Annotated in this window: 15 protein-coding genes and 1 pseudogene; 6 read left to right on the plus strand and 10 right to left on the minus strand. The window is 71.7% G+C overall.

Features of this window, described 5'->3' with window-relative positions; translation table 11 throughout:
• The first annotated feature begins 26 nt into the window (after nt 1–26).
• Nucleotides 27–497: a DUF6314 family protein gene (locus tag Q2K21_RS23365; RefSeq protein WP_310774794.1), complete on the plus strand. Its 471-nt coding sequence runs from the start codon at nt 27–29 to the stop codon at nt 495–497.
• Here Q2K21_RS23365 and Q2K21_RS23370 read toward each other — a convergent pair.
• The gene (locus tag Q2K21_RS23370) at nt 480–1067 is read right to left on the minus strand and encodes a histidine phosphatase family protein (protein ID WP_310774795.1); all 588 of its coding nucleotides are present in this window, start codon (nt 1065–1067) and stop codon (nt 480–482) included. The genes Q2K21_RS23365 and Q2K21_RS23370 overlap by 18 nt on opposite strands.
• 214 nt (nt 1068–1281) lie before the next feature.
• Nucleotides 1282–1401 (minus strand): annotated as a pseudogene (locus Q2K21_RS23375) (GNAT family N-acetyltransferase); the annotation flags it as partial.
• A 41-nt stretch (nt 1402–1442) separates the two neighbouring features.
• On the opposite strand from Q2K21_RS23375, the gene Q2K21_RS35890 reads away from it, so the two are divergent.
• Nucleotides 1443–1517 (plus strand): hypothetical protein, encoded by a 75-nt coding sequence (locus Q2K21_RS35890; RefSeq protein WP_386276195.1) that lies wholly within the window; start codon nt 1443–1445, stop codon nt 1515–1517.
• Between the two features lie 48 nt (nt 1518–1565).
• On the opposite strand, the gene Q2K21_RS23380 is transcribed toward Q2K21_RS35890, so the two are convergent.
• A complete protein-coding gene (locus Q2K21_RS23380) occupies nt 1566–3005 on the minus strand; it encodes an aminotransferase-like domain-containing protein (protein ID WP_310774796.1) in 1440 nt (479 codons plus the stop codon).
• On the opposite strand from Q2K21_RS23380, the gene Q2K21_RS23385 reads away from it, so the two are divergent.
• Complete coding sequence (locus tag Q2K21_RS23385; RefSeq protein ID WP_310774797.1) at nt 3004–4095, plus strand: DMT family transporter; 1092 nt, start codon at nt 3004–3006, stop codon at nt 4093–4095. The two genes, Q2K21_RS23380 and Q2K21_RS23385, sit on opposite strands and share 2 nt — an antisense overlap.
• A gap of 95 nt (nt 4096–4190) precedes the next feature.
• Nucleotides 4191–4394, plus strand: coding sequence for a DUF1918 domain-containing protein (locus tag Q2K21_RS23390; protein ID WP_310774798.1), 204 nt, complete (start codon nt 4191–4193; stop codon nt 4392–4394).
• A gap of 19 nt (nt 4395–4413) precedes the next feature.
• On the opposite strand, the gene Q2K21_RS23395 is transcribed toward Q2K21_RS23390, so the two are convergent.
• Complete coding sequence (locus tag Q2K21_RS23395) at nt 4414–5631, minus strand: glycoside hydrolase family 10-like protein (RefSeq protein ID WP_310774799.1); 1218 nt, start codon at nt 5629–5631, stop codon at nt 4414–4416.
• A 172-nt stretch (nt 5632–5803) separates the two neighbouring features.
• Here Q2K21_RS23395 and Q2K21_RS23400 point away from each other — a divergent pair, with 172 nt between their 5' ends.
• Nucleotides 5804–6676, plus strand: a complete 873-nt coding sequence (locus tag Q2K21_RS23400) for a 3-hydroxybutyryl-CoA dehydrogenase (RefSeq protein WP_310774800.1) — start codon at nt 5804–5806, stop codon at nt 6674–6676.
• A 189-nt stretch (nt 6677–6865) separates the two neighbouring features.
• Complete coding sequence (locus Q2K21_RS23405; RefSeq protein WP_310774801.1) at nt 6866–7123, plus strand: hypothetical protein; 258 nt, start codon at nt 6866–6868, stop codon at nt 7121–7123.
• 26 nt (nt 7124–7149) lie between these two features.
• Here the strand turns inward: Q2K21_RS23405 and Q2K21_RS23410 are convergent, their stop codons facing one another.
• The 6 genes from Q2K21_RS23410 to Q2K21_RS23435 form a co-directional block, all read right to left on the minus strand.
• Complete coding sequence (locus tag Q2K21_RS23410) at nt 7150–7695, minus strand: NUDIX hydrolase (RefSeq protein ID WP_310774802.1); 546 nt, start codon at nt 7693–7695, stop codon at nt 7150–7152.
• Between the two features lie 151 nt (nt 7696–7846).
• Entirely contained in the window at nt 7847–9187 is a 1341-nt protein-coding gene (locus Q2K21_RS23415; RefSeq protein WP_310774803.1) for a transcriptional regulator, read from the minus strand.
• Between the two features lie 444 nt (nt 9188–9631).
• On the minus strand, nt 9632–12142 hold the full coding sequence (gene pheT / locus Q2K21_RS23420) for a phenylalanine--tRNA ligase subunit beta (RefSeq protein WP_310774804.1): 2511 nt from the start codon (nt 12140–12142) through the stop codon (nt 9632–9634).
• Nucleotides 12142–13263 (minus strand): phenylalanine--tRNA ligase subunit alpha, encoded by a 1122-nt coding sequence (gene pheS / locus Q2K21_RS23425; RefSeq protein ID WP_310774805.1) that lies wholly within the window; start codon nt 13261–13263, stop codon nt 12142–12144. The genes pheT and pheS overlap by 1 nt, the downstream gene beginning before the upstream one ends.
• Before the next feature lie 135 nt (nt 13264–13398).
• Nucleotides 13399–14535, minus strand: coding sequence for a sensor histidine kinase (locus Q2K21_RS23430; protein WP_310774806.1), 1137 nt, complete (start codon nt 14533–14535; stop codon nt 13399–13401).
• Between the two features lie 91 nt (nt 14536–14626).
• Nucleotides 14627–15487, minus strand: a complete 861-nt coding sequence (locus tag Q2K21_RS23435; protein WP_310774807.1) for a TrmH family RNA methyltransferase — start codon at nt 15485–15487, stop codon at nt 14627–14629.
• Nucleotides 15488–15570 lie beyond the last annotated feature (83 nt).

The raw sequence follows: 15570 nt of genomic DNA on the forward strand, positions 1-15570 counted from the left end.
CGGCGCGTGGGAACGGAGGGACGACGATGGGTGAGTTCTGGCCCGTGAAGGACGCGCTGGCCCATCTGGCCGGACGCTGGCGCGTGGAGCGCACCGTGCGCGACCTCGCGAGCGGCGAGGAAGGGCACTTCGGCGGGACGACCGTGTTCTCGCCCCTTGAGGACGGCGGCGACGGGCTCCTGCACCACGAATCGGGCACGTTCGTCTGGCAGGGCACCCCCCGCCCCGCCGAACGGACGTTGTGGTTCCTGCCCGGGAGGACCGCCGGGACGTCGGACGTGCGGTTCACCGACGGCCGGCCCTTCCACGACCTCGACCTGACGACCGGGCACCACATCGCCGAGCATCCGTGCGCCGCGGACCTCTACCGGGGCGAGTTCACGGTGTACGACGAGGACCGCTGGCGCACGGTGTGGCGAGTCGGCGGGCCGGCCAAGGACCTCGTGCTGACCACCGACTACACGCGCGAGCGCCGTCCCTCAGACCCTGTCCTGTGACACGGCCTCCAAGCGGAGGTTCCAGCGCCCGCCCAGCCCGGCGAGCGTGATCGTCGACAGGGGCCGGACGTCGATGTTCCAGTACGACGAGGGATGCGCCTTGAGGGCGTACACCAGCGCGGCCCGCACCACCGACGGCTCCGCCACTGCGACGATCCTGCTGCCGTCGCCCACGGGGCGCGTGTCCAGCCAGCCGCCCACACGCGAGATGAACGACATCAGCGACTCGCCGCCGTGCGGCGCGGAACGGGGATCCGCGAGCCAGGAGTCCACCGCCGAGGGTTCCCGGGCCATCGCCTCGCCCAGCGTGAACCCACGCCAGCGGCCCATGTCGCAGTCCCGCAGCGCGGGCTGCACCAGCGGCGCGTACCCGAGCGCGTCCCCGGTCGCCCGGCTCCGCGGCGTCGGTGAGCAATAGCGCAGCTCGGCAGCCGCCAGTGGCACCAGCTCGCCGGCGACACTCTGCACCGCGTCCCAGCCGGCCTGGTCCAACGGCCGGTCGTCCTCGAATCGCTCCGCGAGCACCGAGGAACTGCGCGCGGCGGCGACGAACGTGACCCGAAGAGGCATGCGGCGATCGTGAAGCGCGCAAGTGTGCAGGTCAAGAGGTGTTACTCAGGAGTTACCAAGGGTATCCGGCGCTTCACGCACGGCCCTGATCCGCAGACTCTCTGACCTGGCTTCCCTGGCTTCCCTGGCTTCCCTGGCTTCCCTGGCTTCCCTGGCTTCCCTGGCTTCCCTGGCTCACCTGGCTCACCTGGCTCACCTGGCTCACCTGGTCGGACCAGAGCACCATCCACTGGTCCGGCTTGTCGAGCGGCTCGAAGCCGAACTTCGCGTAGACGCCGTGCGCGTCACTCGTGGCCAGCAGGACACGGCGCAGCCCGAGCGGGGCGAGGTGGTCGCCAGGCGCACACGCGGGCGGCCTTCGCACTCGCCGAGCGCATCTCCGGCGTCCGCCTGACGCCGGAGCTGTTCGCCTCCTTGGAGTTCGTCCGCGGGCTGCTCTCGATGGGCTAGGCCCTGTCGTCAAACTCCGGGCGGACGACGGGAGTTTGACGACAGGACCTAGCGCTGAAGCACCTCGTCGCAGGCACCACGCAGCCGCCGTACACCCTCCGTGATCTCCCCCGCTCCCGCCACGGCCGCGAAGCTCAACCGCAGGTGGGCGGCGGGGGGTTCGGCGCTGAAGTAGGGGCGGCCGGGGGTGACCGCCACACCCGTGCGCAGGGCGCCCGCGACCAGGGCGGACTCGTCGGTACCGTCGGGCAGGCGCACCCAGAGGTGGTAGCCGCCGGACGGGACGTGCGGCAGGGCGAGTTCGGGCAGGTGCAGGCGCAGGGCGGCGGTCATGGTGTCGCGGCGGTGCCTCAACTCGGCGGAGACGGCGCGCAGATGACGGGGCCAGGCGGGCGAGCCGACGAGTTCGAGCGCGGCCTCCTGGAGAGGGCGCGGCACGAAGAAGGTGTCGACGATCTGGATGGCGCGCAGCCGCTCCAGCACCGGACCGCGGGCGGCGAGGGCGCCGACCCGGAAGCTGGGCGAGGTCGCCTTGGTGAGCGAACAGACATGTACGACGACGCCGTCGGGGTCCTCGGCGGCGAGCGGGGGCGGCAGCGGTGCGGAGTCCTCGTGCACCAGCCGTCGTACGAAGTCGTCCTCGATCACGAACGCTCCGGCGTCCCGCGCGATGCGCAGCACCTCGCGCCGGCGATCGGGGGCGAGGACCGCGCCGGTCGGGTTCTGGAACAGTGGCTGGCAGACGAAGACACGGGCACCGCTCGCCCGGAACGCGTCGGCGAGCAGGGCGGGTTTCACCCCGTCCGCGTCGACCGGCACGGGCACGGGCCTGAGGCCCGCCGCGCGGGCGATCGCCAGCATGCCGGGGTAGGTGGGCGACTCGACCAGGACCGGGGCGCCCGGTGGCGCCAGTGCCCGTAGCGCGGTCGTCAGTGCGGACTGGCCGCCGGCCGCGATCAGTACGTCGGCCGCGGTGATCGCGCCGCCGATGCCCCGCGCGAACCACTCGCGCAGCTCGGCTATCCCTTCGACGGGCGGGCGCGCCCATACGCCGGGGCGGCGCCCGGCACGCGAGAGCGCGGCGCCCATCGCCCGCTCGGGCTGGAGCGCCGGGTGCAGATAGCCGCCGTTGAACTCGACGACTCCGGCGGGCGGGGCGGCCAGTGAGACGAGCACGCCGGAGGCGTCGACGGTACGCGGCACGAGTTCGGCGGAGGCGTCCGCGCTGAGCACGACCTCCTGCCAGTCGGTGTCCCCCGTCGCCGGTGACGCCGCCCGCGGCTCGGCCCGGAACGCCCCGGCCCCGGGGCGCGTGACCACCAGTCCCTCCGCGGTCAACTGCGCCAGCGCCCGCGACACGGTCACCGGGCTCACCCGAAACCGCTCGACGAGCGCTCGACTGGACGGCAGCTTCTCACCGGGAGAGTAGCGCTTCAGTTCCAGTCGCAGCTGATTGACGAGTTCACCGGCACTGCTACGCTCTTGCATGAGAGCACAGGATAGCGCTACTACCGACACACCGATAGCAGTCACCGGGGTCGAGGCCGCAGTCCCGGGCACCGCAGGAGCACCGCCGACGACAGAGCACCACCCGGCCGGACGCCGGGCCCCCGGCCGGACAGCCGAGGGAAGCCGCTCCGCCACCGACGGCCCGGGCGGACGCCGGGCCACCGACCGGACGGCCGAGGGGAACCCCGGGAGCACGACGGCGGGACAGGGCCTCCGCCGTGCCGGCACCCTGCAAGCCGCCCTCGGAGTCGTCGCCTTCTCGCTCACGTTCCCCGCCACAGCCTGGGGCCTGGAAGGATTCGGGCCCTGGTCACTCGTGGGGGTGCGCAGTGTGCTGGCCGCGGTCATCGCGGGCGGGTGTCTGCTCGCGCTGCGGGTGCCCGTGCCCGCGAGGCGGCACTGGGCCGGGCTCGCGGTCGTCGCGGCCGGGGTCGTGCTGGGCTTCCCGCTGCTGACCACCCTCGCCCTGCGGACCTCGACCACCGCGCACGCCGCCGTGGTCGTCGGGCTGCTCCCCCTGACCACCGCCCTGTTCTCGGCACTGCGCGTCGGCACCCGGCCCTCCCGGACCTTCTGGCTCGCCGCGCTCGCCGGTGCCGCCGCCGTCATCGCGTTCACCGTGCGGCAGAGCGGCGGCGCGCTGACCGGCGCGGACGCCTACCTGTTCGGCGCGCTGCTGGTCTGCGCGGCGGCCTACACCGAGGGCGGGCGGCTCGCCCGGTTCATGCCCGGCTGGCAGGTCATCGGCTGGGCGCTGGTGCTGTGCCTGCCGCTGACCGTGCCCGGCGCGCTCGTCGCGCTGTCGTACGAGCCGGTCCACCTCACGGTGCACGGCGTGGCCGGACTGCTGTGGGTGGCGGCCGGCTCGCAGTTCCTCGGACTGGTCGTCTGGTACCGGGGCATGGCCGCGATCGGCATCCCGAAGGCCAGCCAGTTGCAGCTTGCGCAGCCGCTGCTCACACTGGTGTGGTCGGTACTGCTCCTCGGCGAGCACCTCACCCCGGCCGCACCGCTCACGGCCGCCGCGGTCCTGGTCTGCATCGCGGTGACGCAGCGGGCGCGGGGGTGACCGGGACGGGTGCATGGACCGGGTCAACCGGCGCCACCGGCCGTAGACTGCCGGCACGGACCGATACTCCCGCATATGACGAGGAGGCCCATCAGATGCGCGCGACTGTGGGCGACAAGCTTGTGCAGCACGGCAGGGTCGTCGGGCAGCACGACAAGGTCGGCGAGATCGTCGAGGTCATGGGCACGAACGGCACCCCGCCGTACCGCGTCCGCTTCCAGGACGGGCACGAAGGTGTGTGCTCACCGGGCCCCGACACGGAGATCCGCCACAAGGAGACCGGCCAGAAGATCGGCTAGGAGATCGGCCGGCCGAGGCTCAGCGCGGGGGCTTCGCCGACTTCTTGTAGTGGTCGGCGACCACCCGTGTCATCGCGCCGATCGGATTCGCCCCCACCTCCTTGGCGGCGAAGAAGACATGCCCGCGCGCCTGCGGGTAACGCTGGGCGAGGGTGAGGTGCCGGGACAGCTCCGCCGGGTCCTGCCAGGCTGCGGACTGCGCGGGGTCACCGGCTTTGTACAGCGCCTCACCCACGTACAGCTGTACGCCCGTGCCCTCGGTCACCCCGGCCCACCAGGGCACGAGTTCCGCGTAGTCGGCCGCGGCGAAGCCGATGTGCCAGTAGACCTGCGGACAGATGTAGTCCAGCCAGCCGTGCCTCACCCACTTCCTGGTGTCCGCGTACAGGTCGTCGTACGTCTGCACGCCGGCCCGGGTGTCCGAGCCGCGGGAGTCGGTGGAGACGTTGCGCCACACCGCGAAGGGGCTGATGCCGAAGCGGGCCGCGGGCCGCAGCTGCCGGACACGGGTCGCGGTCTCCCGTACCAGGAGGTCGATGTTGTTGCGGCGCCAGGCCGCCCGGCTCGGGAAGCCGCCGCCGTGGGCCGCGTACGCCGCGTCGTCGTCGAAGGCCTCCCCCGCGACGGGGTACGGGTAGAAGTAGTCGTCGAAGTGGACACCGTCGACGGGGTAGCGGCGTACGGCGTCGAGGATCGCGGCCTCGACGAAGGCGCGGACCTGAGGCAGTCCCGGGTTGTAGAAGAGCTTCCCGCCGTAGGCCACGACCCAGTCGGGATGCCTGCGCGCGGGGTGCGAGGCGGCGAGCCGCTTCGGGTCGGCGTGGACGGCGACCCGGTACGGATTGAACCAGGCGTGCAGCTGGAGTCCCCGCGCGTGTGCCTCCTCGACGGCCGTGCCGAGCGGGTCCCAGCCGGGGTCCTCTCCCTGGGTGCCGGTGAGGTACTGGGACCACGGCTCGTACGGCGAGGGCCACAGCGCGTCGGCCGAGGGGCGCACCTGGAAGAACACGGCGTTCAGCCGCCGCCGGACCGCGGTGTCGAGGTGGGCGCACAGCTCGGCGTACTGCGCGGCCGCCGGCAGACCGGAGCGGGAGGGCCAGTCGCGATTGACCACGGTCGCCAGCCACATGCCCCGCATCTCGGTGGCCGCGCGCCGGTGCCGTGGAGCGGCCGTCGCCCCCGTAGTGAGAGCCGACAGCGCGGCCACCGCGAACGCCCGACGTGACAACCGGCCCATGTACGCACACCTCCATACGCTGTGGATCCGCACGATCACGGATCGTCTCGGCGCCCAGCATGCCCCCACCCCGACGATCGATCATCGATACTTGGGAGTAACGTGCACGATCGGAGCAGGCGACCGAACCACGAAGGACCTGCCACAGCCTTAGAGCAGCGAAAGGGACGATGTGACGGACAACCCGGGAGGCATCGCACGCGTCGGAGTGGTGGGCTGCGGCCAGATGGGAGCGGGCATCGCCGAGGTGTGCGCCCGCGCCGGACTGGACGTGAAGGTCGCCGAGACCACCGGCGAGGCCCTGGAGATCGGCCGGACCCGGCTGTTCACCTCCCTGTCCAAGGCGGCGGAGCGCGGCAAGATCTCCGAGGAGGAGCGGGAGGCGACGCAGGCGCGCCTCGGCTTCACCACCGACCTCGGCGAGTTCTCCGACCGCGACCTCGTGATCGAGGCCGTCGTGGAGAACGAGCAGGTGAAGACGGAGATCTTCCAGGTGCTCGACCAGGTGGTGACCCGCCCGGACGCCATCCTCGCCTCCAACACCTCCTCGATCCCGCTGGTGAAGCTGGCCGTCGCCACCTCACGGCCGGACCACGTGATAGGGATCCACTTCTTCAACCCGGCCCCGGTGCAGAAGCTCGTCGAGCTGATCCCGGCGCTCACCACCTCCGAGGACACCATCGGCCGGGCCCAGCTGTTCGCGGAGAAGATCCTCGGCAAGCACGCCATCCGCGCCCAGGACCGCTCGGGCTTCGTGGTCAACGCGCTGCTCGTGCCGTATCTGCTGTCCGCCATCCGCATGTTCGAGTCGGGCATCGCGGGCCGCGAGGACATCGACAACGGCATGGAGCTGGGCTGCGCCCACCCGATGGGCCCGCTGAAGCTCTCCGACCTGATCGGCCTGGACACCATCGTGTCCATCGCCAACTCGATGTACGAGGAGTACAAGGAGCCGCTGTACGCCGCTCCTCCGCTGTTGCAGCGCATGGTCGAGGCGGGCCGGCTCGGCCGCAAGACGGGCTCGGGCTTCTATACGTACGCCTGATTACGGACCGTCAGTCTCGGGGCGATACGGGCCCGGCACCGTCTTCGGTGCCGGGCCCGTACCATTCACACACCGTGTGCGCACCGGACTCGCATATGCCGTTCGCACACTCTCCCCACGTGCCCACCAGGCGAGTTGACTCTCCATGCACATGAAAGGGATGTGACGACTACGGAAAGGAGCGGACTTGTGACCGCCGACCCCGAGCATCCCGTGGTCCATGGAGAAGTCGCAGAGTTACGCCGTCGCCTCGATGTGGCGCACGCCCGGGTCGAGGGAGGGCTGGCCCTGCTCAGTCATCGCGCCGAGGAGACCGCCAAGGATCTCGACGACCTGAGCCTGCGGATCGTCGCGCTGGAACACACGCGCTGGCCGCTGCCCGCGGTCGCCGCCCTGACGGCCGTGGGCGCACTCGTCGTGACGATCTGGCAGGCCCTGGGCCACTAGGCACTGCCGTCGGACGCGCTGGGGGGTTACGGTAACGCGTCCTGCCCGAGCCTGAGATGGTGCAGGAGGAGCAGCGCGGCTGCCATGTTCGCGGCCGGGACCTCTCCGCGGGCGACCATGTCGGGGACGAGTTTGAGGGGAACCCATTCCCGACGGTCCGACTCGAAGTCGTCCACGGGGTGTCCGATGTATTCGGCCTCGTCCGCCCAGTAGACGTGGTGCCGGGCGTCGGTGAGTCCGTTGGACGGCTCGACGCTCATGAGATGACGCAGAGGCCCCGGCCGCCAGCCGGTCTCCTCCTCCAGTTCGCGGGCCGCCGCCACGGCGATGTCCTCGCCGTCCTCGACGACGCCCGCCGCGAGTTCCCACCCCCAGCTGTCGGTGATGAAGCGGTGCCGCCACAGCAGCAGCACTTCGTTCGCCTCGTTGACGACGGTGGCCACGGCGACGGGCCGCAGCCGTATGAGGAAGTGGTCGAGGTGCCGGCCGTCCGGCAACTCGACATCTGCGAGATTGACGCTGAACCAGCGGTTTTCATAGACAGTTTGTTCGTTCTGTTTCGTCCACTGCACGGTTCTGCCACCTTCCGCCGAGTAAGTGGCAATATCGCAGCAGGAGCCTCCTCTCAGCAGGCTCACAACGACGCACGCCCGGCGCAACGGCGGGCGCAGTCGTCCGCGCCGGCGGGAAAACGCAGCTCTTCGGCAGTGGATGGTGCGGTGGCTACAGCGGTACGCGCAGTGCCCCGTCGATGAGTTCGGCTGCCTCGGCCGTTCCGGCGCAGCCGCTGCGCACGAGGTGTTCGCGTACCGCTCTCAGTCTGTCGCGCAGACGCTGCGACTCCATTCCCCGCGCCCGCTCCGCCATTTCGACCGCGGTCGCCACCGCCTTGTCGGCGTTGCCCTGGCGCAGTTCGATCTGGCTGAGCATGGCGAGCCGGTGCACCCGGCCACGGTCGTGGGCGGGCGTGTCCACGGCGGCCGCGGCATGCTCCCCCGCCGCCACCAGGTCGCCGAGGCTGAGCAGCGCCTCCGCGACCTGGACGTTGACCAGGCCGGGCTGGACATAGCCCGTCTCGTCCGGTTCGTGGCCGCGCCGGATGCGTTCGGCGGCCGACTCGGCCTGCCGGATACAGGACAGCGCGCTCGTGGAGTCACCGAGGTGCGCGTAGGCCTTCGCCTGCATCGCGTACAGGTCGGAGGCGAGCGCCGGGGTGATCTGCCTGCCCGCGGCGCGCAGCGCGGCCTCGGCGAACGCGACGGCCTGCCGGTACTCCTTCATGAACAGCGACTGGTTGACCAGCAGGGCGATCACATAGGCGCCGAGCCCCCGGTCCCCGCTGGCCTTCGCCAGGCGCAGGGCCTGGTGGAAGTAGCGCTGGGCGAGGCCGTGGGCGTCCGAGTCGTACGCGCAGATGCCGGCGATCGCCACCAGACCGCCGGTGGCGCGGTGCAGTTGGCGGCCCATGGCGTCGGTGTAGCTGCCGCGCAGCAGGGGCGCCGTCTCAGAGTTGAGGAAGCCGACGATACGGCTGCGGGTCGCTATGCCGCCGGCCTTGCGGTACATCTGCTCGTAGTGGGCGCGGGCGGCGCGCAGCATCTCGATGTCGGCCGGGGTGACCCGGTGCCGACCGCCGCGCGAGACGTCCACGTCCTCGGGCGGGTTCTCCCACTCCCACACCGGCATCACGGCGGGCGTACCCGTGACGGCGGGGGCGCCCAGGACGTGGGGGCGCTGCTGTTCGTCGGAGCGCCACAGGGCCGTGGCCCGCTCGACGAAGCCGGACAGGCTGGAGCCGTGCGGGGCGGCCGGCTCGCCGGGGACGCCGAGACCGATGTCGTCGAGGGTCACCGGGCGGTGCAGCCGGGCGGCGAGCACCTCGCAGATCAGGTCGGGCACCTGGCCGCGCGGGCGCTGGCCCTTCAACCACCGCGCCACGGCGGTGTGTTCATATCGGAGCGCGACACCGCGCGCCCGACCCGCCTGATTGACGTGCGCGGCGAGTCCCGCGTGGGAGATCCCGGCCTCGTCGAGAATCGCGTCCAGCAGAGTGTTGGGCTGCATCCGTGGCCCCCCGGTGGCTCGGTGCGGCCAGAGTAGTGCGTCCCGGTTCACACGGGGTGTGAACGGAGTGCGCGCATCCGGGCTGTGCGTGCGCTGTTGCGGAGAGTTTCCGGCCGGTTGACTTGAATCCCTCGTAAAGAGGCCGGCCGGGCCGCCGGCTCCCCCTCGTACAGTGCGGCGGCCCGCTTCCGCGCCGTCCGCCCAGCCGCCTGCCCGACACTCCGTGGCGGGGCGGACGGCTCCGCCGGCTGAGCCGAGCGACTAAGCACCGGGTACCGCAGGTCGTTTGTCGGCTGCGGGCCGTCCGTGGCTGATCGCGCAGTTCCCCGCGCCCCTTTCAGGGGCGCGGGGCTGTGACATATGCGACTCCGCCGCGTGGGCGCGAGAAAGCACAACGGGCCCGCAGCCGACGAAGCGGCAGTTACCCGGCACCCGTCAGCGGAGCTAGCTCCGCAGAACCGCCCCCGTGCGCTCAGCGGCCAGCGCAACGGCCGCATCCCGAGCAGCCGACGCTTCGTCCACCGTGAGCGTCCGGTCGGCCGCGCGGAAGCGCAGCGCGTACGCCAGCGACGTCCGGCCCTCGCCGAGCTGCTCGCTCTCGTAGACGTCGAACAGCCGGATGGACTCCAGCAGCTCGCCCGCGCCCTCGCGCAGCGCGGCCTCGACGTCGGCGTGCGGGACGGCCTTGTCGACGACCAGCGCGACATCCTGGGTGGCGACCGGGAAGGTGGAGATGCGCGGCGCCTGCGGGGTGTCGTCGCCCACCTCCTCCACTGCCTCCAGGTTCAGCTCCATCGCACAGGTGCGCTCGGGCAGCCCCAGGGCCTTCACGACGCGGGGGTGCAGCTCGCCCGCATGTCCCACGACCCGCTCGGTGCCGTCGGCGACGACCAGCAGCTCGGCGCAGCGGCCCGGATGCCAGGGACCGTACTGGGCCTTGCGCACGACGAGCTCGGCGCCGGCCTCACGGGCGACGGTACGCGCCGCCTCGACCGCGTCGGCCCAGTCGGCCGGGCGGCCCTTGCCCCACCAGCCGGCCTGCTCGCGCGCGCCGGCCAGGACGACGGCCACGTGACGCGGCTGCTCGGGCAGCGCGGCGGTCAGCGCGGCGATCTCCTCGTCGGAGGGACGCCGGTCGACCGGCAGATGCGGGGCGACACGCCGCTCCTCGCGCGGGTGGAAGACCAGCCCGGTCTCGAAGAGCGCCAGGTCGTGCGAGCCGCGGCCGTCGTTGCGGCGCAGCGCACCGAGCAGGCCGGGCAGCAGCGTCGTACGGAGCGCGGGTTCCTCGTCGTTGAGCGGGTTGACCAGCTTGACGACGCGGCGGGCCGGGTCGTCGGCCTCCAGGCCGAACTGGTCGAAGACCTGCTCACTGAGGAACGGGTAGTTCGGCGCCTCGACGTAACCGGCCCCGGCCAGGGCCCGGCCGACACGTCGGTGCAGCCGCTGCCGGTGGGTCAGGCCGCGGCCCGACGGGGGCTTCGGCAACGTGGAGGGCAGGTTCTCGTAGCCCTCCAGCCGGATGACCTCCTCGGCCAGGTCGTTCGGGTCGCACAGGTCGGGCCGCCAGGACGGAACCGTGACGATCAGCTCGTCCTGCCCGTAGACGTCGCAGCCGACCTGCTGGAGCCTGCGTACGACGACCTCGCGGCCGTAGTCGACACCCGCGACCTTGTCCGGGTGGTCGGCCGGGACGGCGATGGTGTGCGGCGCGGACGGCGCGATGACCTCGGTGACGCCCGCGTCGGCCGTACCGCCCGCGAGGAGCACCAGCAGGTCGACGGTGCGCTGGGCCGCCGCGGAGGCGGCCAGCGGGTCGACGCCGCGCTCGAAGCGACGGGAGGCCTCGGAGGACAGCTTGTGGCGGCGCGCGGTGCGCGCGATGGAGACCGCGTTGAAGTGCGCGGCCTCGATGACGACCTCGGTCGTGGCGTTCTCCACGTCCGCGTGGTCGGCGATCTCGGTGTTGGCGCCGCCCATGACGCCCGCGAGGCCGATCGGGCCGCGGTCGTCGGCGATCACCAGGTCCTCGGCGTGCAGCGCGCGCGTCACCCCGTCGAGGGTGGTGAGCTTCTCGCCCTCCTGGGCGCGGCGCACGCCGATCGGGCCCAGGACCAGCTTGCGGTCGTAGGCGTGCAGCGGCTGGCCGAGCTCCATCATCACGTAGTTGGTGATGTCGACGGCGAGCGAGATCGGGCGCATGCCGACCTTCTGCAGCCGGCGCTGCAGCCAGATCGGGGAGCGTGCCTCCGGGTCCAGGCCGGTGACGGTGCGCGCGGTGAAGCGGTCGCAGCCGAGCGGCTCGGAGATCTTCACCGGGTAGCCGAACGCGTTCGGAGCCGGTACGTCGATCAGCGCCGGGTCGCGCAGCGGCAGGCCGTAGGCGATGGCGGTCTCGCGGGCGACACCGCGGATCGACAGGCAGTCGCCGCGGTTGGCGGTGACGGCGATGTCGAGGACCTCGTCGACCAGCTGGAGCAGCTCGATGGCGTCGGTGCCGACCTCGTGCTCCGGCGGCAGGACGATGATGCCCTTGGTGCCGTCCTCGCCCATGCCCAGCTCCTCGCTGGAGCAGATCATGCCGTGCGAGTTGCGGCCGTACGTCTTGCGCGCGGCGATCGCGAAGCCGCCGGGCAGCATGGCGCCCGGCAGGACCACGACGACCTTGTCGCCGACGGAGAAGTTGCGGGCGCCGCAGACGATCTCCTGGGGCTCGCCCGTGCCGTTGGCCTGGCCGACGTCGACCGTGCAGAACCGGATCGGCTTCTTGAAGCCCTCCAGCTCCTCGATGGTCAGCACCTGGCCCACGACCAGCGGGCCCTTGAGGTCGGCACCGAGGTGCTCGACGGTCTCGACCTCAAGGCCGGCCGAAATCAGCTTGGCCTGTACATCGCGCCCGGTCTCCGTCGCCGGCAGGTCGACGTACTCCCGCAGCCAAGAAAGCGGGACCCGCATCAGATCTCCATCCCGAACGGCCGGGTGAACCGGACGTCACCCTCGACCATGTCTCGCATGTCCTCGACGTTGTGGCGGAACATCAGCATCCGCTCGATGCCGAACCCGAAGGCGAATCCGCTGTACTTCTCCGGGTCGACGCCGCAGGCGGTGAGCACCCGCGGGTTGACCATGCCGCAGCCGCCGAGCTCGATCCAGCCCTCGGACGAGCAGGTGCGGCAGGGCCGGTCGGGGTTGCCGACGGACTCGCCGCGGCAGACGTAGCACACCATGTCCATCTCGGCGGACGGCTCGGTGAACGGGAAGAAGTTCGGCCGCAGCCGGGTCTTCATGCCCTCGCCGAACAGCGACTGGACCATGTGATCCAGGGTGCCCTTGAGGTCGGCCATGGTCAGGCCCTCGTCGACGGCGAGCAGCTCGACCTGGTGGAAGACAGGGGTGTGGGTGGCGTCCAGCTCGTCCGTGCGGTACACACGGCCGGGGCAGATCACGTAGACCGGCAGCTCGCGGTCGAGCAGGGAGCGGATCTGCACGGGCGAGGTGTGGGTGCGCAGCACCATGCCGGACTCGCTGCCGCCGTCGGGGCCTTCCACGAAGAAGGTGTCCGCCTCACCGCGCGCCGGGTGGTCCGGGCCGATGTTCAGGGCGTCGAAGTTGAACCACTCGGCCTCGACCTGCGGCCCCTCGGCGACCTCGTAGCCCATGGCCACGAAGACGTCCTCGATGCGCTCGGAGAGCGTCGTCAGCGGGTGCCGGGCGCCGGCCGGTACGCGGTCGTAGGGCAGCGTGACGTCCACCGACTCCTCGACCAGTACACGGGCGTCCCGCTCGGCCTCCAGCTCGGTCTGGCGGGCGGCGAGCGCCTTGTTGACGGCGCCGCGGGCCTGGCCCACCAGCTTGCCGGCGGCGGCCTTGGCATGCGGGGGCAGGGCGCCGATCTCGCGGTTGGCCAGGGCCAGCGGTGAGGCGGGGCCGGTGTGGGCGACCTTTGCCTCGTGGAGCGCGTCGAGGGAGTCCGCGGCGGCGAAGGCGGCGAGCGCCTCGTCCCGCATGCGCTCGATCTCTTCCGGTTTCAAGGCCTCGACCTCGACAGGGTCGTACGACTTATTCGGTGCCGACATCTCTTCCCGTGCTTCCGATTGGCTGGCTGGAGTGCCCCGTCTTCGATCCGTGGTCGTCTCGGCCAGGATCAGGACGCAAAGGTGCCAATGGCCGAGTCTAACGGGGCTGACGTATGCGAATGCGCCCGCGGCGGCTCAGGCCAGGTAGGCCGGTGCCCCCACGGGCAACGTAAATCGGAACTCGGCGCCGCCCGCGGGGGCGCGGCCGACCGTGATGGTGCCGCCGTGGGCCTCCACGATGCCCTTGACGATATAGAGCCCGAGGCCCGTGCCGCCGCGCTTGCTGCCCCGCCAGAAGCGGGTGAAGACGCGGTTCATGGACTCCTCCGGGATGCCGGGCCCCTCGTCGCTCACCGTGACCGACGTGCCGACGTCCTCCCCTTCGCGCGGGGACGCCGAGGGCCTCACGTCAATCGTGACGGTTCCCTCGCCGTGGCGCACGGCATTTTCGAGAAGGTTGCTGAGCACCTGGTCGATCTTGTCGGGGTCGGCCCACAGAGCGGGCAGGGGCTGCTCGACGCGCAGCACGAACCGGTCGGCGGACTGACCGGCGGCGACGTACGCCTGTATGTGCCGTCCGACGGCCGCGCCTATGTCGACGGGCTGGCGGCGCACCTCCAGCCGCCCCGAGTCGATCCGCGAGATGTCCAGCAGCTCGGCGATCAGCCGCGTCACACGATTCGCGTCGGCGTCGACGGTCTCCAGCATGAGCCGCTTCTGGTCGTCGGTGAAGCGTTCCCACTTGGCGAGCAAAGTGGCCGTGAAGCCCTTGACGGAGGTGAGGGGCGAGCGCAGCTCATGGGCCACGGTGGCGATCAGCTCGGCGTGGCTGCGCTCGGTGCGGCGCCTGGCCTCGGTGTCGCGGAGGGAGACGACCACGCGGCGGATCGGCCCGGTGGGGTGCGTGCGTACGTACCGCGCCGAGACGAGGACTTCACGTCCCCCGGGCAGCAGCAGATTGCGTTCGGGCTGCCGCACCCGGATCGTGAGCCCTCCGTACGGATCGGTGAGCTGCCACCAACGCCGCCCCTCCAGGTCCTCCAGCGGCAGCGCGTGCTCCAGACCCCGGCCGAGGGCGGCGGCGGCGGGGACGGCGGTGATACGGGCGGCGGCGGCGTTGAAGCAGATCACCCGGCCGTGCTCATCGGCGATCACGAGTCCGTCGGGCAGTTCGTCCGGGTCGATGCCGAGCTCGGCGAGATCACCGCGCCAGGACGCGGACGCGCGGTGCACGTCCCGTGCCCCTGGTGCTCTGCTCGTGCCGACACTCATCCCCGTATCCCACCTCTCGTCTGGCGCCGGGGTACCCCCTGCTCGAACGCAGCCGAGAGCTTGGGGGAGGGCCCCCGAGCCCGCCACCCTACTAGCCGGGGGTGACGGAACGGCACCCTCCGGAGGCGCGCTGTGCACGGGCGGACGCGTAGAGACATACGGCGGCGGCAGTCGCGAGGTTCAGACTCTCGGCTTTTCCGTGGATGGGCACGCGCACGACGGCATCGGCCAGCGCGCGTGTCTCCTCCGGGAGCCCCCATGCCTCGTTGCCGAACACCCAGGCGGTGGGGCCGCCCATGGTGCCCTTGTCGAGCTCGTCGTCGAGGTCGTGCTCGCCCGCGCCGTCGGCGGCGAGGATCCGCACCCCGGCGTCCTTGAGCCCGGACACGGCACGCTCGACGGGCACGCCGACGGCGACCGGCAGGTGGAACAGGGACCCGACGGAGGCGCGGACGGCCTTCGGGTTGTACAGGTCGACGGAGGCATCGGTGAGGACGACGGCCTCGGCGCCGGCGGCGTCGGCGCAGCGCAGCACGGTGCCGGCGTTCCCGGGGTCGCGGACGTGGGCGAGCACCGCGACGAGCCGAGGACGCGTTTTCAGAATCGCGTCGAAGTCGGTGTCGAGGAACCGGCAGACCCCGACGAGGCCCTGCGGGGTGACGGTGGTGGAGATGTCGGCGATCACCTCCTCGGCGGCGAGGTGGACCCGGGCGCCGACGGCCTGCGCCGCGCCGACGATGTCCGCGTACCGCTCCGCGGCCTCAGGGGTGGCGAACAGTTCGACGAGGGTGGGGGTGCCGTCGGCCCGATGCTCCGCCGCCTCCCGCACGGCCTGCGGCCCCTCCGCGAGAAACAGCCGCTCCTTGCCCCGGAAGTTCCGCCTGGCGAGCCGCCGCGCGGCGCCGACTCGGGGGGAGCGGGGGGAGATGAGCTCGGGAGTGGCCGAGGGCATGCTGTTCACCTTCAGTACTTGTTTCCGCCGCAACGGCGCTCAGTCACTACGGCGGACCTGGGGGTCCCCCCACGCCCTCAAGG

Origin of the sequence: Streptomyces sp. CGMCC 4.7035 (assembly GCF_031583065.1) — a bacterium.
Taxonomy (GTDB): Bacteria; Actinomycetota; Actinomycetes; order Streptomycetales; family Streptomycetaceae; genus Streptomyces; species Streptomyces yaanensis.